The organism is Clostridium autoethanogenum DSM 10061 (genome assembly GCF_001484725.1).
Taxonomy (GTDB): domain Bacteria; phylum Bacillota; class Clostridia; order Clostridiales; family Clostridiaceae; genus Clostridium_B; species Clostridium_B ljungdahlii.
The window spans coordinates 2,373,927-2,397,739 of sequence record NZ_CP012395.1 but is presented as its reverse complement, the minus strand read 5'-3'; the positions used below and the strand labels follow the sequence as shown (position 1 = coordinate 2,397,739).

The following is a 23,813-nucleotide window of genomic DNA, read 5'->3' as shown; positions in this document are numbered from 1 at the left end:
CATTCAAGCCTTTCCCCAATCTGATCGCTTCTATCAATTTTCTTATATATTAACTTTTAAGAGTTCAAATTACTCTGTCCTCTCAAAATTGCACAGTAAACTTTTTTTCTTTCGTTTTTATTTGGTCAAGCCCTCGACCTATTAGTATCAGTCAGCTTAACAGGTTGCCCTGCTTACACCTCTGACCTATCTCCTCGTGTTCTTCGAGGGGTCTTACTAGCTTACGCTATGGGAAATCTTATCTTGAGGTGGGCTTCACACTTAGATGCTTTCAGCGTTTATCCCTTCCCAACTTGGCTACCCAGCTATGCTCCTGGCGGAACAACTGGTTCACCAGCGGTCGGTCCATCCCGGTCCTCTCGTACTAAGGACAGCTCCTCTCAAATTTCCTGCGCCCGCGACGGATAGGGACCGAACTGTCTCACGACGTTCTGAACCCAGCTCGCGTGCCGCTTTAATGGGCGAACAGCCCAACCCTTGGGACCTACTTCAGCCCCAGGATGCGACGAGCCGACATCGAGGTGCCAAACCTCCCCGTCGATGTGAACTCTTGGGGGAGATCAGCCTGTTATCCCCGAGGTAGCTTTTATCCGTTGAGCGATGGCCCTCCCACGAGGTACCACCGGATCACTAAGCCCGACTTTCGTCCCTGCTCCACCTGTTTGTGTCGCAGTCAAGCTCCCTTCTGCCTTTGCACTCTTCGAAGAATTTCTAACCCTTCTGAGGGAACCTTTGTACGCCTCCGTTACTTTTTAGGAGGCGACCGCCCCAGTCAAACTGCCCGCCTAACATTGTCCCGTCTCCAGTTTCATGGAGCCCGGTTAGAATTCCAGTACTATCAGGGTGGTATCCCAACATCGACTCGGTAATGGCTGGCGCCACTACTTCCTAGTCTCCCACCTATCCTGTACAGACAATACCGAAATTCAGTGCTAAACTGCAGTAAAGCTCTACGGGGTCTTTCCGTCCAATCGCGGGTAGCAAGCATCTTCACTTGCACTTCAATTTCGCCGGATTTGTTGTCGAGACAGTGCTCAAATCATTACGCCATTCGTGCGGGTCGGAACTTACCCGACAAGGAATTTCGCTACCTTAGGACCGTTATAGTTACGGCCGCCGTTTACTGGGGCTTAAGTTCTGACCTTCGCTTGCGCTAAGTCTTCCCCTTAACCTTCCAGCACCGGGCAGGCGTCAGCTCCTATACTTCAGCTTTCGCTTTAGCAGAAACCTGTGTTTTTGATAAACAGTTGCTTGAGCCTTTTCTCTGCGGCCACTTGCGTGGCTCCCCTTCTCCCTAAGTTACGGGGTTAATTTGCCTAGTTCCTTAACAACAATTCTTCCGATGGTCTTAGGATTCTCTCCTCACCTACCTGTGTCGGTTTGCGGTACGGGCACATAAAAACTCCATAGAGACTTTTCTCGGCAGCGTGAAATCAGGTACTTCCCCTTGCGGGTTCCCCATAACACCTCATCATTGATATACCGGATTTTCCTGGTATACCTGACTCGATGCTTAGACATACATCCATTTGTATGCACACCTTATCCTCCTGCGTCATCCCTTTTGTCAAACGCTTTTATGCGGTATCGGAATTTCAACCGATTGTCCATCACCTACGCCTTTCGGCCTCGGCTTAGGTCCCGACTTACCCTGGGCGGACGAACCTTCCCCAGGAAACCTTAGGTTTTCGACCAATAAGATTCTCACTTATTTCTCGCTACTTATGCCAGCATTCTCTCTCCTGTACAATCCACCGTTCCTTCCGGTACGACTTCTACTCATACAGGATGCTCCTCTACCACTCTTTCGAGTCCACAGCTTCGGTGGTAAGTTTTAGCCCCGGACATTTTCGGCGCATGATCTCTTGACTAGTGAGCTATTACGCACTCTTTAAATGAGTGGCTGCTTCTGAGCCAACATCCTAGTTGTCTTAGAAATCACACATCCTTTCCCACTTAACTTACACTTTGGGACCTTAGCTGGTGGTCTGGGCTGTTTCCCTTTTGACCACGGATCTTATCATTCGCAGTCTGACTGCCGGAATTCAAGTATATGGCATTCGGAGTTTGATAAGGTTCAGTAACTGTTGTCAGCCCCTACCCCATTCAGTGCTCTACCTCCATTACTCATTTCCGACGCTAGCCCTAAAGCTATTTCGAGGAGAACCAGCTATCTCCGAGTTCGATTGGAATTTCTCCGCTATCCACAGCTCATCCCATGGTTTTTCAACACCAACGTGGTTCGGTCCTCCACGGAATTTTACTTCCGCTTCAACCTGGCCATGGATAGGTCACTCGGTTTCGGGTCTACAACATACAACTTTTCGCCCTTTTCAGACTCGGTTTCCCTCCGGCTCCGTACCTTAAGTACTTAACCTTGCTGCATATCATAACTCGCTGGCTCGTTCTACAAAAAGCACGCCGTCGTACTTTACGTACTTCGACTGTTTGTGGACACACGGTTTCAGGTTCTATTTCACTCCCCTCCCGGGGTTCTTTTCACCTTTCCCTCACGGTACTCCTTCTCTATCGGTCACCAGGTAGTATTTAGCCTTGGGAGGTGGTCCTCCCTGTTTCCCACAAGGTTTCTCGTGTCTCGTGGTACTCTGGATTAGATCTGACTGCTCTTTGTTTTCATTTACAGGGCTTTTACCTTCTACGGCGGAGCCTTCCAGCTCTCTTCAATTAACACTTCACAGTTTTTATGATCTATCCGCAACCCCAGGAACAAGTTCCTGGTTTGGGCTCTTTCCCTTTCGCTCGCCGCTACTTAGGAAATCGATGTTTCTTTCTCTTCCTCCGGGTACTTAGATGTTTCAGTTCCCCGGGTTTGCCTCTACAAACCTATGTATTCAGTTTGCAGTACCTAGCGTTGTCTAGGTGGGTTTCCCCATTCGGATATCTCTGGTTCTCTGGCTATTTGCGCCTACCCAGAGCTTTTCGCAGCTTATCGCGTCCTTCTTAGGCTCCTGGTGCCAAGGCATCCTCCATGCGCCCTTTGTAGCTTGACCTTTCATTATCGAAAATTGCTATTAACTTCGCAATACTGCGTCAAAACTTTCATTCCGGTGCTCATTTACACTAGTAAACTCCGCTCCTCATTCAAGTTTTTCCTTGTCTTGCTTGTTACTATCAATTTTCTTAGTTTCATGTATCATCTTAAATCTTTAAAATGATATTAAAGTTTATTCTACAAAGGTTATATTATAACCTTAGCTTTACTTTATTTCTTATTTACTGTGCAATTTTCAAAGGACAATTTTTCAATTTACATTCCTAATTGCTTGTAAACTGAAAGAAGAATCTATCTGATCCTTCAAAATTAAACAGAGTAGACTTTCTAACTTACTTAAACCATCAATTTATAAGATAGATTATACTCTATCTTTCGACTCCCTAGAAAGGAGGTGATCCAGCCGCAGGTTCTCCTACGGCTACCTTGTTACGACTTCACCCCAATTACTAACCCCACCTTCGGCCGCGTCCTCCTAAGTTAGACTACGGACTTCGGGTGTTGCCAGCTCTCATGGTGTGACGGGCGGTGTGTACAAGGCCCGGGAACGTATTCACCGCGACATTCTGATTCGCGATTACTAGCAACTCCAACTTCATGTAGGCGAGTTTCAGCCTGCAATCCGAACTGGGGGCAGTTTTTGAGGTTTGCTCCACCTTGCGGTCTTGCTTCTCTCTGTACTGCCCATTGTAGCACGTGTGTTGCCCTGGACATAAGGGGCATGATGATTTGACGTCATCCCCACCTTCCTCCGCGTTAACCGCGGCAGTCTTGCTAGAGTGCTCAACTAAATGTTAGCAACTAACAACAGGGGTTGCGCTCGTTGCAGGACTTAACCTAACATCTCACGACACGAGCTGACGACAACCATGCACCACCTGTATCCCTGCCCCGAAGGGCTTCTCTTATCTCTAAGATATTCAGGGTATGTCAAGTCCAGGTAAGGTTCTTCGCGTTGCTTCGAATTAAACCACATGCTCCGCTGCTTGTGCGGGCCCCCGTCAATTCCTTTGAGTTTTAATCTTGCGATCGTACTTCCCAGGCGGAGTACTTATTGTGTTTACTGCGGCACAGAAGGGGTCGATACCTCCTACACCTAGTACTCATCGTTTACGGCGTGGACTACCAGGGTATCTAATCCTGTTTGCTACCCACGCTTTCGTGCCTCAGCGTCAGTTACGGTCCAGAGAATCGCCTTCGCCACTGGTGTTCTTCCTAATCTCTACGCATTTCACCGCTACACTAGGAATTCCATTCTCCTCTCCCGCACTCTAGATATCCAGTTTGAAATGCAGTGCCCGGGTTAAGCCCGGGTATTTCACATCTCACTTAAATATCCGCCTACGCACTCTTTACGCCCAGTAATTCCGGACAACGCTCGCCACCTACGTATTACCGCGGCTGCTGGCACGTAGTTAGCCGTGGCTTCCTCCTTGGGTACCGTCATTATCGTCCCCAAAGACAGAGCTTTACAATCCGAAAACCTTCTTCACTCACGCGGCGTTGCTGCATCAGGCTTTCGCCCATTGTGCAATATTCCCCACTGCTGCCTCCCGTAGGAGTCTGGACCGTCTCTCAGTTCCAATGTGGCCGATCACCCTCTCAGGTCGGCTACGCATCGTCGCCTTGGTAGGCCGTTACCCTACCAACTAGCTAATGCGCCGCGGGTCCATCTCAAAGCGGATTACTCCTTTAAATCAGTCTCCATGTGAAAACTGATTATTATGCGGTATTAATCTCCCTTTCGGGAGGCTATCCCCCTCTTTGAGGTAGGTTACCCACGTGTTACTCACCCGTCCGCCGCTAATCCACTCCCGAAGGAGCTTCATCGCTCGACTTGCATGTGTTAAGCACGCCGCCAGCGTTCGTCCTGAGCCAGGATCAAACTCTTAATTTAAAAGTTTGTATTGACTCTTCTTATTACGAAATTACTTTTTTAGCTGCTCTCGCAGCTCAAAAGAATTGCTGGTTTATTCTAAATAAGTTGTACTTATATCTTCCTCTGTTTAATTTTCAAGGATCATTTTGCCGTCTCACTTCGACAGCCTTTATAGTATATCATTTTAAATTACATCTGTCAATACGTTTTATTATTTTTCTTTAAATAAAAAACTATTGATTTAATCTGTTTCTGTAATCTCCATGACAACGAAATTTATTATATCACAGCTTATACTTAACTCAGTTCACTTACTCCGGTATTTTTATAACTTAATTTGCATTTTCTCCTTTATACTACTTATATTCACCATTTTTCTTACATAGATACACATGGATATGTTTATACTTAATTTATTCTAACAGAGAACTATATTACCCATTTTTAATAAATATGATACCTATTACATATCATTAAATAACCCTAATAAACAAATTTCTTTTAGGATTGGAGATAAAACTATAGTATTTAAATACAAAAAAAGTTTCGGATATAATCTGAAACTTTTTTAATAAAAATTAATAAGCACCTTGTGAATTTATCCAAAGTATTATTTAGAAGTTCTTTTCTTTCTTATTACATCAATTCCTACAGCTAAAATTATAATTGCACCTTTAGCAAACCTCTGTGGTCCCTGTTGCACATCTAGTAGGTTCATTCCATTCGCAATTACTCCCATAATTAAGGCACCAATAAGTGTTCCAACTATACCGCCTTCTCCACCGGTCATACTTGTTCCACCTATAGCTACTGCCGCTATAGCATCAAGTTCGTTTCCATCACCTGCAACTGGTACTGCTGAATCAAGCCTTGCTGTTAAAATTATAGCAGCTATAGCACAGCATATTCCTGAAATCGTATAAACCAACATCTCATATTTATCCACATTTATTCCTGAAAGCTTACTTGCTACTCTATTTCCTCCAATAGCATACATGTATCTTCCAAACTTTGTGTATTTAAGCACATAATAACCTAATGCAAATATTACTGCCATAATAATTGCAGGAATTGGAACAACTCCAATAAATCCAGCAAAGCTTTTAAACCCAGCTGAGAAAGAATATACTGGTTGTCCATTTGTTATAGTATATGCAAGTCCTCTAGCCATAGTCATAGTTCCTAGTGTAGCTATAAAAGGTTGGAGTTTAACCTTTGATATTAAAATTCCATTTAAGAAACCAATAGCTGCACCTAGTATAATACCTACTAAAATAGCTAACACAACAGACATTCCTGCTTTCATGCATAATGCCATAATAAGTCCTGTAAATGCAATAATTGAACCAACAGATAAGTCGATTCCTCCAAGTAATATTACAAAAGTCATACCAACAGATATTATTCCAATTTGTGCAATCTGCTGCAATATGTTAAATACATTTTTTACAGTAAGAAAATCTGGAGACAACACAGCCATAACTACAATTAAAACAACTAATGCAATGACAACCCCTAGCTTATCCAGTATGTCATTTATACTAGTCTTTTTCTTTTTTTCAGTATCTTCTAACTGATTCATCATTCTATACCTCCTGTTGCATAATGCATTATTTTTTCTTGAGTAGCCTCATCCTTATTTAATTCTCCAGTTATTTTCCCTCTACACATAACTAATATTCTATCACTCATGCCAAGTACTTCAGGAAGTTCTGAAGAAACCATAATTATTCCTACCCCACTTTTAACTAAATCATTCATAATATTATAAATTTCTATTTTAGCACCTACATCTATTCCACGAGTAGGTTCATCCACAATTAAAACCTTTGAATCAGATAATAGCCACTTTGCTATAACAATCTTTTGTTGGTTTCCACCGCTCAGTGTACCTGCAATTTGTCTATATCCTGAAGACTTAATTGACAATTTAGATATATAATCTTTTATTTCCTTGACTTCTTTTCTAAGATTTAATTTTATAGGATTACTAATATATTTGCCAAGGGATGCTAAGGTTATATTTTGACCTACACCCATCTGTAAAACAAGACCTTCATCTCTTCTATTTTCCGTTACAAATCCTATACCATTTTTTATTGCTTTCATAGGGGAATTTATTTCAACTTTTTTACCTTTTAAATATATTTCACCAGAATCAAATGAATCTATACCAAATATAGCCCTCATTACTTCTGTTCTTCCCGCACCCATAAGACCAGAAAATCCTAGTATTTCGCCTGATCTCAAACTGAAATTTATATTTTCAAAAACTCCTTTTTTGGTTAATCCCTTAACCCTTAATATTTCTTCTCCTAAATCAACCTTTATTTTAGGAAATTTTTCTTTAATTTCTCTTCCTACCATTAATTTTATAAGTTCATCTATAGATGTACCTTTGATATTAACTGTTTCTACAGTTTCTCCATCTCTCATAACAGTAACTCTATCACCAATTTGAGCAAATTCCTCAAGTCTATGAGAAATGTATATTATAGAAACTCCTTCAGATTTAATTTTTCTCATTATTTTAAATAAATTATCTATTTCTTTTTCTGTCAGTGCCGCTGTTGGCTCATCCATTATTATGATATCAGAATGAACCGATAGTGCTTTTGCTATCTCAACCATTTGTTGCTGGGCAATTCCTAAATTCTTTATTGGTTTATCTACAGGTATATCTACATTTAAGTAATCAATCATCTTTTGTGCATCATTGTACATTTTTTTGAAATTAACCTTACCAGGTACCTTGGATTCAGGTTCTCTTCCAAGATATATATTCTCAGCAACAGTCATATAGGGAACTAAATTAAATTCCTGATAAATTATGCTTATTCCAAGTTTCTCAGCATCTTTTGGAGAATTTATCTCTACTTTGTTTCCGTTTAGTATAATGTCTCCACTATCTTTTGAATATGCTCCAGAAAGTATCTTCATAAGAGTTGATTTACCTGCACCATTTTCACCAAGTAAAATATGAACTTCTCCTTTTTTAACTTCAATTCCCGAATTTTTAAGAACTGTAACTCCTGAAAAACTTTTAGTTATGTTCTCCATTTTCAATATAGTTTCTGACAATATTACCCCCCCTTTTGCCACAAATTACGTAACTAAATATTTTACTCTTAGAAAATGTTAAAGCTAACATTTTCTAAGAGCAAATATAGAATTATTTTGCTTTATAAGTACTAACGTTACTCTTGTCTACTACAAAAGTCTTTGTCTGATCTAATTTATTTGCCATTTTTTCACCTTTTAAAGCTTTAGAACAATCTATTATACTTTCTTTACCAATTTGTTTTGGATCTGTATAAATTGTAGCAGTAGTTTCTCCCTGTGCGATTGAATCTAAAGTAGCTGGATTTCCATCTATACCAATAGTAACTCCATCCTTAACCCCTGCTGATTTAAAAGCTTGGGCTGCACCTATTGCCATTTCATCACTCAATCCATAAAACATATTTATAGCCTTATTAGCTTGATAAAGGTTAGTTGCAACATTCATGCCTTTTTCTCTCTGCCAATCAGCTGGTTGTGTAGCTACAATCTTTACATTTGAATATTTTTTAGCTTCATTTACAAATCCACCTTTTCTATTGTCTGTAAATACACCAGGAAGACCCTCTAATACACCAACATTGAATTGCTTGTCTTTAAGTTTAGTTCCTAAATAGTCTGCAGCCTGAGCTCCTGCTTGTTTTTGGTCATATCCAACATAAGCATAAACATCTGCACCCTTTATTGGACTTAATGAGTTAAATACAATAACTGGTATCTTTGCATCATTTGCTTTTTTTACAACAGCAGCCATAGTTTTATCATCTGTGGTACATATTGCAATAGCATCAACTTGCTGAGTTATAACGTCTTCAACTATTTTTAATAATCCATTGAAATCGTCTTCTGTTTGAGGAGCCAATACTTTTATGTTAAATCCTTCTTTAGCTGCTTCTTGCTTTGCTCCTGTAACAGCCTGAGTATAAAATGGGCTTACAAGTGATGGTGGAATAAATGCTATCGTTTTCTTTTTACTGCTTGTACCAGAACTTGAAGTACTTGTACTTCCACATGCCATGAGACCTACACTTAGAACTAATACAAGTCCACATAATAGAATTGACCTCATGCTTTTTCTAATTGATTTAAATTTAATCATTTTTAAATCCCCTCTCCTTTTAATTAAAAAATCAAGTTTATATTGTAAATTTTTATTACTAATCTTAACAATTGTAATTACTGTTATGGTCTTCATTGTATCCATATTAGTCCCTTATATTCCATTAAATGAAAGCGATTTCTTAAATTTATAATAATATTTGTTCGTACAAATGTCAATTGTTTTTTGTGATTATCAGTATTAATTTTTATATTTTGTCATAAAATTAACCTACTTTCTATTAATTATTATCTTTTGAATTTTAATGGCATATTTTGACATTCAAATTAAAAAATATAGAGAGTATCATCTCTAATGATAAAAAAACCATCAGAAAAGACACTCCCTATTATTTACTTCTTATTTATTTGTTATTTTATTGAAACTAAAACCTTATTTCACTTATTCATTTTTATATGTCAGTTACAATATTGTATAAAATCTGCAAGTACATTTATTAGTTATTTTCTGCACTCATTTTACTTTTTCTTAATTGTAAATCCTTCATAATGCGTGGATACTCTTTGTCAAGTCCATAACAGAGCAATAATATAATTTGAGCAACATATATTATTATTGGAACATGAATAAACAATGCTTTTATTGAAAATACCGCAGAACTAGCTTGTACTGCTTGTGCACCATTATATCCTCCCCAAGCTAAAATCCATCCTGTTATGGCTGTACCAAAACCTATACCCATCTTTTGTCCTAAACTACCTCCGCTATAAAGCAATCCTTCATTTCTTATGCCTGTTTTCCATTCACCATATTCTATAGTATCAGGGAATAATGCCCACACTCCTCCTAGCAAGAAAGCTTGGCCAAAACCTTTAACAATTTGAGAAACCATAACAACTGTTAAACTATACGGATTTATTATTGTAATTAAGTAACCACCTATGCTTATTATTGAACCAATGATCATAGCATTTCTTTTTCCGTATTTATCATAAACTTTTGAGATCATAAGGAATCCCACTAATACTGGAGCTAAATATGCAATAGTTAATCCTCCAACTAGAGAAGAATTACCAAGAAGATATTTAGCATAATATACCGTACTACCTTGATTTATAGCATATCCAATACTATAAACTATAAAAAATATAGTTGCTATAAACCAATATTTATTTTGACATAAAGCCTTTAGACTAATCTTCAAAGGAATTTTTTCCTTTTTAATTGGTTTTACTCTTTCTTTTTGCGTTTTAAAAACATAAACAAATAATAATAGAGAAACTACTCCTAAAACTGAATAAGTTAAAGCCCATCCAGGTTGTTTTCCTCCAAATAAATTTACCAATGGCATTGTAAGATTAGTAACAATTAATACTCCTATTTGTGCCAAAAACATTCTAAAAAGATTTAATACTTCTCTCTGATGTTGATCTTGAGTAACCAATGAATTTAATGTACCATAAGGAATAGCAATTGCAGTAAACGCTATCATAAGTAAATTATACGATATTACAATATACACTATCTTTCCAAAAGTGCTTATGTTTGGTACCATAAATATTGATACTGTTAAAACAACAAAAGGAATTGATCCCCATAATATCCAAGGACGAGCTTTACCATACTTTGAATTAGTTTTATCAACAATTGTGCCCATTATAACATCTAAGACACCATCTAAACAACGTGAGAACAACATAATAGTTCCAATAATAGCAGCAGACATACCAACAACATCAGTATAGAAATAAACTACAAACATTCCCAAAGAAGCCCAAGTAAAGTTAATGGCTAAATCACCACATCCATAACCAAACTTCTCACTAAATTTTAAATTTTCTTTAAAAACATCTTTATCTTGTACTTTCATATCCACTTACCTTCCCACTCCCTTCATAATTTATTGAAATTACTTTATAATTAAAACATTCCAAGAAAGCTTTGGAAGAACAACTTTCGTACCATCACAATTTGAAAGATCTTTTTCCTTTACAGTAACGTTATCAGGACTTTCAAATGTATTTCTAAGTTCTAAGTCATCTCCAGATAATACAAATTGCTTAGAGATTTTACGATCTCCAAATCCATTAAATTGAAGGTCTAATTCTGTGTCTTCATCCTGGTTACAATTTAATGCAAATACTCTAATTTCATCAGATTCTTTATCATAAACAGTAGCTGCTTCTACTAAAGGTAATTCACCAAAATCACATTTGTAGCTTGCACCATTAACAGATGGTTTAAGTACAGTTCCTCTACCATAATTACTAACCATACTAAATGGATAATAAGTCGACTGTTTTAAAACTCCTCCATTTCTCTGCGTTGTAATAGGTGCTATTACATTAATTAATTGTGCAAGACATGCAATCTTTACTCTATCAGCATTATTTATTAAAGTTATTGCAAGTCCACCAACTGTTAGTGCATCTAAAAGACTATATTTTTCCTCTAAGATTGCAGGAGCTTCTTCCCATTTCTCAGCTGAAGTTACTTCAAAAGTCGTCAGTCCCTGTAAGTCGTCGAGACTATCAAGTTTTATATCCTGGAAGTTCCATACATTCCATTCATCTAAACATATTTTTATATCTTTTTCTTCCTTATTTTTTGCCTTTACATAATCAAGAACTCTTTCTGTATTTTTTATATGGTCATCAAGTTGTTTATATGATGCAAGAAAATTTGACGTTCCTTGATTGGTATTCATATTATAATTATGAGTAGATATGTAATCAACATAAGGATAAAGTTCTTTAAGTACAATTCTATCCCAATCCATATAAGTAGGAAGCATTTCATAACTACTTCCACAAGCAACTAATTTAATATCTTTGTCTACCCATTTCATAAGTTTAGCAGCTTCACAAGCTTTTTTTGCATAGTCTTCTGCTGATAAGTGACCTGCTTGCCAGGTACCTTCCATTTCATTTCCAAGGCACCAATATTTTATATTATAAGGCTCCTTACTTCCATTTTTGATACGAAGATCACTCCAGTAAGTCCCGCCAGGATGATTACAATATTCTACAAGTTCAGCTGCACTTTTAACACTACCTGTTCCTAAATTAACTGCTATCATTGGTTCAATACCAGCTTTTTTTGCCCAACGACAAAAATCATCAATTCCAAATTGATTTGTTTCAACACTTGACCAAGCAAATTCCATTCTTTTAGGCCTGTTTTCCTTTGGTCCAATACCATCTTTCCAATCATAATTGGAAACAAAATTTCCGCCAGGGTAACGAACCAATCCCAATTTTAAATCTTTTATTACTTCCATAGCATCTGTTCTGAATCCATCTTCATCGGCCTTTTCATGCCCTGGTTCATAAATTCCACTATATACAGCCCTGCCTAAATGCTCAATAAATGAACTATATAAATTTTCATTAACATCTCCAATCTTAAAATGATTATCATAATAATAACTAACTTTTTTCATTTTATAACAATCTCCTTTCTTATAGATAAAATATAACTTAATATAACTTTTTAGAGAATTATAAATCTTTATAATCTGCAATAAATTATGATAGTACCTTTAAACCATATCACCGTACTCTTTCAAACATCATCGTAAGCCACTACATTACCAGGAGTATTTATACACTAACATTCCTCCTTTAATTTTATTTTTGAAAGCGATTACTTAAATTAATAATAATATTTGTTCGTACAAATGTCAACCTTATTTTATTTTTATAGGGATAAATCCCCGTATTTCTTAAAAATTTGATCATTTTATTAGTTTTTTTACAAAAAATGACCCTTATGTTATTCATAAGGATCATTTTGAAAATTTTATTTTATTATGTGCATAAATTTAAATTGATGCTGTAGAACTTCTAATAACAATTTCAGGTTCATATAATATTGAATCACATTCACTAAAATGATTATTATTATTAATTAATCTAATAATTAACTTAGCAGCATCTATTCCCATCTTTTCCTTTGGATGAGTTATTGATGTTAATTTCGGTTCCATAATTGTTGCCATTGGAGAATCATCAAATCCAATAATTGATAAATCTTCTGGAACCTTTAATTTTAGATCATATGCAATATTTAACACCATGTATGCAATTTCATCATTATAGCAAAATATACCCGTTGGACGTTTTTCCTGTTTTAAAACATTCTTTATCTTTTCAGGTAGTAGTGTATTTGTTTCCTCTGACAGATAGGTTAAAATTTTATCTTGCCTTAACAATACATTACTTTCCTGACATCCAGTAATAAAACCATTCATCCTGTGCACACCTTGTAGGTCATCTACCTTGAAAATACCAGCTATATTCTTATGTCCTAAAGTAATTAAATACTTTGCAGCTATATTGCCCCCCTTTAAATCATCTACACATAAGCTTGGTACTTTAACTTGAGAATAAGATGCATTTATCATAATAAAAGGAATATCTTGCTCTATTAAATTATTAAAATATCCCATGTTAGGACTTTGATATGCACTCTTTGTAGGCTCTACAATGAGTCCATCTATTTTGTGTGCTAATAAATTTTTTAAATTGCTGCTTTCAAGCATTATATTATTCTTCGTAGAAGATAATAAAAGGGAGTATGATTCATCATATAGTGTATCTTCAATTCCTCTAATTATATCAGGGAATATATAGTTGGAAATATATGTTGTAAGCACCCCAACATTCTTGTTGTTTGTCAAGTAAATTTCATTTTGTTTAAAATCAGATACATATATTCCACTTCCCTGCAATCTATACAAGTATTTCTCTGCCGCTAGATCACTTATTGCTCTCCTTATAGTATGTCTACTAACTTTAAATAGCTCCATAAGTTCCGATTCTGTTGGAATTTTTTCATGTGGTTTATATTTTTCATTAACTGCCCAGCTAATAATTTCTTCTTTTACTTTTTCATATTTATGTTTCATGTTTATCTCCTGCACAAAATAATAGTTTATTATATTACACCTCATATTATAATACATATCATATTATATTAAAGCATAAAAATATAAAAAGTAAAATAATTACAATCATCGAGCAATTTGTACTAATAAATTTACAAGTAAAATTAATATTTAATGATATAGCAATTGTTTGTGAAAAAGTAGTTATATTTGTTTAAAACGCTGTAATGAAACGCGATAATATCATCACTAAAAATAATTATTTAATAAGTAATTATCTAAATACATTTAAAATAAGTACGTATCTTTTTTTATATATTTATTGACATGTACGTATATAAATGATATATTTATCATAAAAAACCGTTTACTATTATTGTAAGGGGGAGGTAATTCTATTGACTATAAATAAGGATAGAGTAAAAGAAATTCAAAATGGTAAAACATCATTAGGAATAGAATTTGGTTCTACTCGTATTAAAGCTGTTCTTATTGGAAACGATTTTTCTCCATTAGCTAGTGGCAGCTTTGAATGGGAGACAAGCTTAAGAGATGGTATTTGGACCTATTCGCTAGAAGAAATCTGGAAAGGATTACAATATAGTTATCAAAAACTTTTTGCTGAGATAAAAGAAAAATATGGTGTAACACTTTCAAAAATTGGTTCAATTGGTTTTTCAGCAATGATGCATGGATATATGGCATTTGATAAACAAGGAAACCTACTTGTTCCATTTAGGACATGGCGTAATACCATGACAGAGGAAGCAGCCAAAAAGTTAACAGAATCATTTCACTTCAATATTCCTGAGAGATGGAGTATAGCTCATTTATATCAGGCTATTCTCCATAAAGAACCTCATATTGAAAAGCTTGATTTTATAACTACTTTAGCTGGTTATATTCATTGGGAATTAACAGGTAAAAAGGTTTTGGGTATTTGTGATGCATCAGGAATGTTTCCAATTGATATGAAAACTCATAATTACGATAAACATATGTTAGAAACATTCAATCATTTGCCAGAAGTTGAAAAGTATTCATTGAATGTAGAGAAGCTTCTACCAAAAGTCTTACTAGCCGGAGAAAATGCTGGCGTCTTAACTCCAGAAGGAGCCAATAAACTTGATGTAAGTGGAAATCTTCAAAGTGGTATTCCACTATGTCCACCTGAAGGAGATGCAGGTACAGGAATGGTTGCTACAAATTCAGTTGCACCACGTACAGGAAATATCTCTGCAGGCACATCAATTTTTGCAATGGTCGTCCTTGAGAATCCACTTAAGAATGTTCATCCAGAGATTGATATGGTAACAACACCTACAGGAGACTTAGTTGGAATGGTTCATGCAAATAATGGTTATTCTGATATAGACGCATGGATTAATATCTTTCATGAATTTGCCGAAGCAATAAATGTCAACATTCCAAGAGATCTTCTTTATATGGGACTCTATACTCAAGCATTTCTAGGTGACCCTGATTGTGGAGGAATTCTTGCATATAACTATTTTGCAGGCGAAAATATCACAGGTGTTCCGGAAGGTAGACCTCTAATTGTACGAAAACCAAAAAGTAATTTTAATCTACCAAACTTTATGAAAGCACATCTCTTTACTTCATTAGGAGCCTTGAAAATTGGAATGGACATTCTCCTAAAAGATGAAGGCGTAAAGCTTGATAAGTTACTTGGTCATGGTGGATTATTCAAGACACCTATTGTAGGACAAGAAGCAGTTGCAGCTGCAGTAAATACACCAGTATCAGTTATGGAAACTGCAGGTGAAGGCGGTGCATGGGGAATTGCACTATTAGCTAGTTATTTGAATAATAAAGAAAGTAACTCCACGCTAGCAGAATTTTTATCAAAAAAAGTTTTTGCTGGTTATGTAGCTGATGAAGTAAAACCTGAAGCAAAAGACGTTAAAGGTTTTGAACAATTTATGAAACGTTATAAAAATGGAATTCCTATTGAACAAGCTGCAGTAGATTATTTAATCTAGATGAATAAGTTAAAAACAACTAAGATAATTTATCTTATTAGTGAAAGAAGGTTAGCTCATGTTAGAAGATTTAAAAGAAAAAGTGCTCGAGGCTAATTTGATGTTGCCAAAATACCATATGGTAACATTTACATGGGGCAACGTAAGTGGAATTGATCGCAGTCAGAGTCTTGTAGTTATTAAACCTAGTGGTGTTGAATATACAAAAATGAAAGCAAGTGATATGGTCGTTGTAGATCTTAATGGGAAAGTAATTGAAGGAGATTTAAATCCGTCAAGTGATACAGCAACTCACTTAGTATTATATAGAAACTTCCCTGACATCTTAGGCATTGTACACACACATTCTCCTTGGGCCGTGTCTTTTGCTCAAGCAGGTATTTGCATTCCTGCAGCTGGTACTACACATGGCGATTATTTCTACGGAGATATTCCTGTAACACCAAAGATGACTAAAGATGAAATAGTGACAGATTATGAGAAGCAGACAGGAGATGTAATTGTTAGAACATTCAAGGACAATAGTATTAATCCAAATGATATACCTGGAGTTCTTGTAAATGATCATGGTCCATTTACTTGGGGAACCGATCCTAAAAATGCAGTTCATAATGCAGTCGTATTGGAAGAGGTTGCAAAAATTACATATCATTCCTTACAATTAAATCCCCATAATATTAGAATGGATCAAGTTTTATTAGATAAGCATTTTAAACGCAAACACGGAAAAAATGCATACTATGGTCAAAATAATAAATAAAAACAAGGAAAGAGGGTCAATTATGCTAAAAAATAAAGAAATGGAATTTTGGTTTATTGTAGGCAGCCAACATTTATATGGTGAAGAGGCACTATCAGAAGTAAAAGAACATTCTATGGAAATTGCAGATGCTTTAAATAAGAGTGGCAAATTACCTTATCCTATTGTATTTAAATCTCTTGCAACTTCTGCGAGCCAAATAACAAAACTTATGAAGGAAGTAAACTACAATGATAATGTAGCTGGTGTTATTACATGGATGCACACATTCTCACCAGCTAAAATGTGGATTGCTGGTACTAAATTATTACAAAAACCATTACTTCATCTAGCAACACAATTTTACGAACATATTCCTTGGAAAACAATTGATATGGATTATATGAACTTACATCAAAGTGCTCATGGTGATAGAGAATATGGTTTTATTAATGCTAGATTAAAGAAACATAATAAAATTGTTGTAGGACATTGGAAAAAAGAAAATGTTCAAAAACAAATTGCTGATTGGATGAACGTAGCCGCAGGTTATATCTTAAGTCAAGACATCAAAGTTGCACGTTTTGGTGATAATATGCGTAATGTTGCTGTTACTGAAGGTGATAAGATTGAAGCTCAAATTCAGTTTGGATGGACAGTAGATTATTTTGGTATTGGTGATTTAGTTGCTGAAATGAATAAAGTTTCCCAAAAAGACATTGATGATACTTATGAAGAATTTAAAAAGATTTATATTATGGATGTAGGAGAAAATGACCCTAAATTCTATGAGAATCAAGTAAAAGAACAAATTAAAATTGAAATTGGACTTCGTCACTTCTTAGAAGCAGGAGGCTATACTGCATTTACAACAAATTTCGAAGATTTATATGGTATGAAACAGTTACCTGGACTTGCAGTTCAGCGTTTAAATGCTGAAGGATATGGCTTTGCAGGAGAAGGTGATTGGAAAACTGCTGCTTTAAGTAGACTTATAAAAATCATGACAAACAATAAAAAGACAGGATTTATGGAAGATTATACTTATGAATTAAGTGAAGGTAATGAGGAAATCTTAGGCGCTCATATGTTGGAGGTTGATCCAACATTTGCATCTGATAAACCTAGAGTTGTGGTAAAACCCTTAGGAATAGGTGATCGTGAAGATCCTGCACGTTTGATATTCAATGGATCTACTGGTAAAGGTACTTCAATGACAATGCTAGATCTTGGAACACATTATCGTTTGATAATCAGTGAAGTAAATGCTGTAGAACCTGCAGAGGATACTCCTGAACTCCCTGTAGCTAAGATGGTATGGAAACCTGAACCAAACTTTGCTGATGGTGTAAAAGCCTGGATTTATGCTGGTGGTGGTCATCATACTGTTCTTACTCTAGGATTAACAGTTGAACAAGTATATGATTGGGCCCGCATGGTTAATTTAGAATCAATTATTATAGATCATAATACAAATTTAAGAGATGTTATAAGAGAAACTACAAAATAATTAATTATATAAAGGTATGCTTATTATTTAATATTATCATAACACAAATAATTAAGCATACCTAAATTTTTTATCTTATAAACAGAGTTCTAAGCATCAGACGGTGTTTTAACTCCGCCTGATGCTTAGAAATCGTTATCCAGAGACGTAGCTGATCTTTACTCCCACTTGGAAAAGTGTGAGTATTAGAGCAGGTAGTCATCGGATAAAATTAAATATTAAAGGAGTATATAAAATGATAGAAAAAAGTGTTTTTGGTTCTTTCAAAGGAAACAAAATTTATAAATATACAATGACTAACAAACATGGTATGAAAGTTTCCTGTATCTCACACGGAGCTACTTTAACAGAAATTATTGTACCCGATAAGTTAGGCAACTTTTCAAACGTTTTATTAGGCTTTGACAACTTAGATAGTTATATAAAAGATAGAAAGATGTTTCTAGGAGCAGCTATCGGACCAGTAGCTGGTCGCATAGCTAATGGCTCTTTTAAAATTAAAGGTATCTCCTATAACGTTCCTAAAAATGAAGGTGAAAATACACTTCATGGTGGCACTTATGGGTTCAATTCTCTTATATGGAATAGTAGCACAGAAGACTCTGAAGAAGCCACTAGTGTACTTTTTCATAGGACTATATCTCCCGACGAAGATGGATTTCCTGGGACATTAAATGTAGAGGTTAAATATACACTTAATAACAATAATGATTTATTAATCACTTTTAGTGGATTAAGCAATAAAGATGCACTTTTTAATCCTACAGTACATTCATACTTCAACTTAAATAATGACATTACAAAGTTGTTCTCAGGTCATACACTACAAATTAATGCATCCCATTATGCTGAAATTAATGAAGCCTTATTACCAACTGGTACTTTAAAAGAAGTTTCTGGAACACCTTTTGATTTCCAGCAGCCTAAAAATTTGGAAGATGCAATTAAATATTTGCAAACTGAATCGGGCCTCAATGGCTTTGACCATCCCTTTAATGTAAATGGTAAAAATATTGCTACTTTAATTAATCATGATACATGTAGGCGTTTAGACATTGAATCAGATCGTAATGCTCTAATCGTTTATACTCTTAATATTAAAGATGACACTTGGAAAGTGCAAAATCAAAAATTAGTTTCCAATATGGGAATAGCTTTGGAACCGCAGACATTACCTGATGCAATTCATTATAAAAATTTCGGTGACATTATATTACCTGCAAATAAAAGAAAATGCTATAATATTAAATACCATTTTAGTTTAATTTGAAATAAATTTCCATTAAATTTCAAAAAGTTACATAAAATAATGGACATAGGTTTTGTTTTTACACAAACCTATGTCCATTATTACCTTGGCATTTTTATTGCAATATGTATTACTTCATTTCAACTTTATATTTACTTCTCAATTCTTTATTAAATTTTGAATACTCATATTTCTGTCTTTCCTGTAATAATCCATTCTTAATAGCGTTCTTTACTTCATCATAAGATGCTATAGAAGGTTCTATTTTCTCTTCCACTTTTATAAGGTGGTATCCAAATTGAGTTTTTACAGGTTCACTAACTACATCTATATCTAAACTAAATGCAGCGTTCTCAAATTCTGGAACCATTTGTCCTCTAGCAAATTCACCTAAACTGCCACCTTGAGCCTTAGATGGACAAGTTGAATATTTTTGTGCAGCTTCTTCAAAAGGCATACCTTCTGAGATCTCTTTTGAAATTTTCTTAGCTTTTTCTATACTATCTACTAATATATGCTTTGCTTTTAATCTTTCAGGCTTTTTATACATATCTTTATTGGCTTCATAATAATCCTGACTTTCTTTATCAGTTACATTAACCTTATTCATAACTTTAGATATAGCTATTTGAGTTAATATTTCTTTTTTAGCAGATTCCAGCATCTTTAAATACTCATCATCTTTTTCTAAGTTTTCATCTTTAGCGTAACTATATGCTAATTCAAAAAATACCATCTCATTAAGTAAATATTTCTTACCTTCAGCTGTATTTAATTGATTTCTCTTATCTTGTGGAAATCTATTAATTGCTTCTTTAAGATCGCTTTCTTTTATTTCCATTCCATTTACAATTGCTAACACATTATTTTGCATATAAGTTTCTCCTTAATATTTTTATATTTTATACTTAATTATTACATAGTTCAATTATTTTTTCTATATAAAATAAAAAAAGTTTCAGATTATATCTGAAACTTTTGGTGGCCAGACCAGGAATCGAACCAGGGACACGAGGATTTTCAGTCCTCTGCTCTACCGACTGAGCTATCTGGCCAAAAAACTTACCTGGCAGCGACCTATTCTCCCACAGAGCCTCCCCTGCAGTACCATCGGCACCCTGAAGCTTAACCTTCCTGTTCGGTATGGAAAGGGGTGTTACCTTCACGTCATTACCACCAGATTATCATCGAAAATTGCTATTTCTATCAATTTTCTTTTATATTAATTTTTAAAGAGAACCTTCTGTCCTCTCAAAATTGCACAGTAAACTTTTTTTCTTTCGTTTTTATTTGGTCAAGCCCTCGACCTATTAGTATCAGTCAGCTTAACAGGTTGCCCTGCTTACACCTCTGACCTATCTCCTCGTGTTCTTCGAGGGGTCTTACTAGCTTACGCTATGGGAAATCTTATCTTGAGGTGGGCTTCACACTTAGATGCTTTCAGCGTTTATCCCTTCCCAACTTGGCTACCCAGCTATGCTCCTGGCGGAACAACTGGTTCACCAGCGGTCGGTCCATCCCGGTCCTCTCGTACTAAGGACAGCTCCTCTCAAATTTCCTGCGCCCGCGACGGATAGGGACCGAACTGTCTCACGACGTTCTGAACCCAGCTCGCGTGCCGCTTTAATGGGCGAACAGCCCAACCCTTGGGACCTACTTCAGCCCCAGGATGCGACGAGCCGACATCGAGGTGCCAAACCTCCCCGTCGATGTGAACTCTTGGGGGAGATCAGCCTGTTATCCCCGAGGTAGCTTTTATCCGTTGAGCGATGGCCCTCCCACGAGGTACCACCGGATCACTAAGCCCGACTTTCGTCCCTGCTCCACCTGTTTGTGTCGCAGTCAAGCTCCCTTCTGCCTTTGCACTCTTCGAAGAATTTCTAACCCTTCTGAGGGAACCTTTGTACGCCTCCGTTACTTTTTAGGAGGCGACCGCCCCAGTCAAACTGCCCGCCTAACATTGTCCCGTCTCCAGTTTCATGGAGCCCGGTTAGAATTCCAGTACTATCAGGGTGGTATCCCAACATCGACTCGGTAATGGCTGGCGCCACTACTTCCTAGTCTCCCACCTATCCTGTACAGACAATACCGAAATTCAGTGCTAAACTGCAGTAAAGCTCTACGGGGTCTTTCCGTCCAATCGCGGGTAGCAAGCATCTTCACTTGCACTTCAATTTCGCCGGATTTGTTGTCGAGACAGTGCTCAAATCATTACGCCATTCGTGCGGGTCGGAACTTACCCGACAAGGAATTTCGCTACCTTAGGACCGTTATAGTTACGGCCGCCGTTTACTGGGGCTTAAGTTCTGACCTTCGCTTGCGCTAAGTCTTCCCCTTAACCTTCCAGCACCGGGCAGGCGTCAGCTCCTATACTTCAGCTTTCGCTTTAGCAGAAACCTGTGTTTTTGATAAACAGTTGCTTGAGCCTTTTCTCTGCGGCCACTTGCGTGGCTCCCCTTCTCCCTAAGTTACGGGGTTAATTTGCCTAGTTCCTTAACAACAATTCTTCCGATGGTCTTAGGATTCTCTCCTCACCTACCTGTGTCGGTTTGCGGTACGGGCACATAAAAACTCCATAGAGACTTTTCTCGGCAGCGTGAAATCAGGTACTTCCCCTTGCGGGTTCCCCATAACACCTCATCATTGATATACCGGATTTTCCTGGTATACCTGACTCGATGCTTAGACATACATCCATTTGTATGCACACCTTATCCTCCTGCGTCATCCCTTTTGTCAAACGCTTTTATGCGGTATCGGAATTTCAACCGATTGTCCATCACCTACGCCTTTCGGCCTCGGCTTAGGTCCCGACTTACCCTGGGCGGACGAACCTTCCCCAGGAAACCTTAGGTTTTCGACCAATAAGATTCTCACTTATTTCTCGCTACTTATGCCAGCATTCTCTCTCCTGTACAATCCACCGTTCCTTCCGGTACGACTTCTACTCATACAGGATGCTCCTCTACCACTCTTTCGAGTCCACAGCTTCGGTGGTAAGTTTTAGCCCCGGACATTTTCGGCGCATGATCTCTTGACTAGTGAGCTATTACGCACTCTTTAAATGAGTGGCTGCTTCTGAGCCAACATCCTAGTTGTCTTAGAAATCACACATCCTTTCCCACTTAACTTACACTTTGGGACCTTAGCTGGTGGTCTGGGCTGTTTCCCTTTTGACCACGGATCTTATCATTCGCAGTCTGACTGCCGGAATTCAAGTATATGGCATTCGGAGTTTGATAAGGTTCAGTAACTGTTGTCAGCCCCTACCCCATTCAGTGCTCTACCTCCATTACTCATTTCCGACGCTAGCCCTAAAGCTATTTCGAGGAGAACCAGCTATCTCCGAGTTCGATTGGAATTTCTCCGCTATCCACAGCTCATCCCATGGTTTTTCAACACCAACGTGGTTCGGTCCTCCACGGAATTTTACTTCCGCTTCAACCTGGCCATGGATAGGTCACTCGGTTTCGGGTCTACAACATACAACTTTTCGCCCTTTTCAGACTCGGTTTCCCTCCGGCTCCGTACCTTAAGTACTTAACCTTGCTGCATATCATAACTCGCTGGCTCGTTCTACAAAAAGCACGCCGTCGTACTTTACGTACTTCGACTGTTTGTGGACACACGGTTTCAGGTTCTATTTCACTCCCCTCCCGGGGTTCTTTTCACCTTTCCCTCACGGTACTCCTTCTCTATCGGTCACCAGGTAGTATTTAGCCTTGGGAGGTGGTCCTCCCTGTTTCCCACAAGGTTTCTCGTGTCTCGTGGTACTCTGGATTAGATCTGACTGCTCTTTGTTTTCATTTACAGGGCTTTTACCTTCTACGGCGGAGCCTTCCAGCTCTCTTCAATTAACACTTCACAGTTTTTATGATCTATCCGCAACCCCAGGAACAAGTTCCTGGTTTGGGCTCTTTCCCTTTCGCTCGCCGCTACTTAGGAAATCGATGTTTCTTTCTCTTCCTCCGGGTACTTAGATGTTTCAGTTCCCCGGGTTTGCCTCTACAAACCTATGTATTCAGTTTGCAGTACCTAGCGTTGTCTAGGTGGGTTTCCCCATTCGGATATCTCTGGTTCTCTGGCTATTTGCGCCTACCCAGAGCTTTTCGCAGCTTATCGCGTCCTTCTTAGGCTCCTGGTGCCAAGGCATCCTCCATGCGCCCTTTGTAGCTTGACCTTTATTATTGAAAATTACTTTTAGTAATTTTCTTTGTATCATCTTAAATCTTTAAAATGATATTAAAGTTTATTCTACAAAGGTTATATTATAACCTTAGCTTTACTTTATTTCTTATTTACTGTGCAATTTTCAAAGGACAATTTTTCAATTTACATTCCTAATTGCTTGTAAACTGAAAGAAGAATCTATCTGATCCTTCAAAATTAAACAGAGTAGACTTTCTAACTTA

11 protein-coding genes, 1 tRNA gene and 4 rRNA genes are annotated in these 23,813 nt (G+C 37.1%); 4 read left to right on the top strand and 12 right to left on the bottom strand.

Annotation, left to right across the window (positions count from 1 at the left end; all coding sequences use genetic code 11):
* Positions 1 to 121: 121 nt before the first annotated feature.
* From CLAU_RS10965 to CLAU_RS10930, 8 genes are all read right to left on the bottom strand, one after another.
* Positions 122 to 3,011, bottom strand: a 23S ribosomal RNA gene (locus CLAU_RS10965).
* Between the two features lie 389 nt (positions 3,012 to 3,400).
* Positions 3,401 to 4,910 (bottom strand): 16S ribosomal RNA (locus tag CLAU_RS10960).
* Together the 16S and 23S rRNA genes form the textbook arrangement of a ribosomal RNA operon.
* 592 nt (positions 4,911 to 5,502) lie before the next feature.
* The gene (locus tag CLAU_RS10955; protein ID WP_013236822.1) at positions 5,503 to 6,477 is read right to left on the bottom strand and encodes an ABC transporter permease; all 975 of its coding nucleotides are present in this window, start codon (positions 6,475 to 6,477) and stop codon (positions 5,503 to 5,505) included.
* The gene (locus CLAU_RS10950; RefSeq protein ID WP_013236821.1) at positions 6,474 to 7,973 is read right to left on the bottom strand and encodes a sugar ABC transporter ATP-binding protein; all 1,500 of its coding nucleotides are present in this window, start codon (positions 7,971 to 7,973) and stop codon (positions 6,474 to 6,476) included. Before CLAU_RS10950 ends, CLAU_RS10955 begins: the two co-directional genes overlap by 4 nt.
* A 91-nt stretch (positions 7,974 to 8,064) precedes the next feature.
* Positions 8,065 to 9,051, bottom strand: coding sequence for a sugar ABC transporter substrate-binding protein (locus tag CLAU_RS10945; protein WP_013236820.1), 987 nt, complete (start codon positions 9,049 to 9,051; stop codon positions 8,065 to 8,067).
* A gap of 457 nt (positions 9,052 to 9,508) precedes the next feature.
* Positions 9,509 to 10,882 carry an MFS transporter gene (locus CLAU_RS10940; RefSeq protein ID WP_023162526.1) on the bottom strand — a complete coding sequence of 458 codons (1,374 nt, stop codon included), beginning with the start codon at positions 10,880 to 10,882 and terminating at the stop codon, positions 9,509 to 9,511.
* Positions 10,883 to 10,921: 39 nt separating this feature from the next.
* Positions 10,922 to 12,454, bottom strand: coding sequence for an arabinosylfuranosidase ArfA (gene arfA / locus CLAU_RS10935; protein WP_013236818.1), 1,533 nt, complete (start codon positions 12,452 to 12,454; stop codon positions 10,922 to 10,924).
* Between the two features lie 381 nt (positions 12,455 to 12,835).
* Positions 12,836 to 13,921: a GntR family transcriptional regulator gene (locus CLAU_RS10930; RefSeq protein ID WP_013236817.1), complete on the bottom strand. Its 1,086-nt coding sequence runs from the start codon at positions 13,919 to 13,921 to the stop codon at positions 12,836 to 12,838.
* Positions 13,922 to 14,298: 377 nt separating this feature from the next.
* Here CLAU_RS10930 and CLAU_RS10925 point away from each other — a divergent pair, with 377 nt between their 5' ends.
* The 4 genes from CLAU_RS10925 (at position 14,299) to CLAU_RS10910 (ending at position 19,422) form a co-directional block, all read left to right on the top strand.
* A complete protein-coding gene (locus tag CLAU_RS10925; RefSeq protein ID WP_013236816.1) occupies positions 14,299 to 15,903 on the top strand; it encodes a xylulokinase in 1,605 nt (534 codons plus the stop codon).
* A 58-nt stretch (positions 15,904 to 15,961) separates the two neighbouring features.
* Complete coding sequence (locus CLAU_RS10920) at positions 15,962 to 16,663, top strand: L-ribulose-5-phosphate 4-epimerase (RefSeq protein ID WP_013236815.1); 702 nt, start codon at positions 15,962 to 15,964, stop codon at positions 16,661 to 16,663.
* A gap of 22 nt (positions 16,664 to 16,685) precedes the next feature.
* Positions 16,686 to 18,152, top strand: a complete 1,467-nt coding sequence (araA, locus tag CLAU_RS10915; protein ID WP_013236814.1) for an L-arabinose isomerase — start codon at positions 16,686 to 16,688, stop codon at positions 18,150 to 18,152.
* Positions 18,153 to 18,387: 235 nt separating this feature from the next.
* Positions 18,388 to 19,422: an aldose epimerase family protein gene (locus CLAU_RS10910; RefSeq protein ID WP_013236813.1), complete on the top strand. Its 1,035-nt coding sequence runs from the start codon at positions 18,388 to 18,390 to the stop codon at positions 19,420 to 19,422.
* 109 nt (positions 19,423 to 19,531) lie between these two features.
* Here the strand turns inward: CLAU_RS10910 and CLAU_RS10905 are convergent, their stop codons facing one another.
* From CLAU_RS10905 to CLAU_RS10890, 4 genes are all read right to left on the bottom strand, one after another.
* Positions 19,532 to 20,275 carry a peptidylprolyl isomerase gene (locus tag CLAU_RS10905; RefSeq protein ID WP_013236812.1) on the bottom strand — a complete coding sequence of 248 codons (744 nt, stop codon included), beginning with the start codon at positions 20,273 to 20,275 and terminating at the stop codon, positions 19,532 to 19,534.
* A 105-nt stretch (positions 20,276 to 20,380) separates the two neighbouring features.
* Positions 20,381 to 20,456, bottom strand: a tRNA-Phe gene (locus tag CLAU_RS10900).
* Positions 20,457 to 20,465: 9 nt separating this feature from the next.
* Positions 20,466 to 20,582 (bottom strand): 5S ribosomal RNA (gene rrf, locus CLAU_RS10895).
* 109 nt (positions 20,583 to 20,691) lie between these two features.
* A 23S ribosomal RNA gene (locus CLAU_RS10890) occupies positions 20,692 to 23,581 on the bottom strand.
* Positions 23,582 to 23,813: the final 232 nt, after the last annotated feature.

Coding starts and splice junctions, on each gene's coding strand:
- CLAU_RS10955 (WP_013236822.1), bottom strand. CDS start 6,477: ATGATGAATCAGTTAGAAGATACTGAAAAAAAGAAAAAGACTAGTATA.
- CLAU_RS10945 (WP_013236820.1), bottom strand. CDS start 9,051: ATGATTAAATTTAAATCAATTAGAAAAAGCATGAGGTCAATTCTATTA.
- CLAU_RS10940 (WP_023162526.1), bottom strand. CDS start 10,882: ATGAAAGTACAAGATAAAGATGTTTTTAAAGAAAATTTAAAATTTAGT.
- arfA (WP_013236818.1), bottom strand. CDS start 12,454: ATGAAAAAAGTTAGTTATTATTATGATAATCATTTTAAGATTGGAGAT.
- CLAU_RS10930 (WP_013236817.1), bottom strand. CDS start 13,921: ATGAAACATAAATATGAAAAAGTAAAAGAAGAAATTATTAGCTGGGCA.
- CLAU_RS10920 (WP_013236815.1), top strand. CDS start 15,962: ATGTTAGAAGATTTAAAAGAAAAAGTGCTCGAGGCTAATTTGATGTTG.
- araA (WP_013236814.1), top strand. CDS start 16,686: ATGCTAAAAAATAAAGAAATGGAATTTTGGTTTATTGTAGGCAGCCAA.
- CLAU_RS10910 (WP_013236813.1), top strand. CDS start 18,388: ATGATAGAAAAAAGTGTTTTTGGTTCTTTCAAAGGAAACAAAATTTAT.
- CLAU_RS10905 (WP_013236812.1), bottom strand. CDS start 20,275: ATGCAAAATAATGTGTTAGCAATTGTAAATGGAATGGAAATAAAAGAA.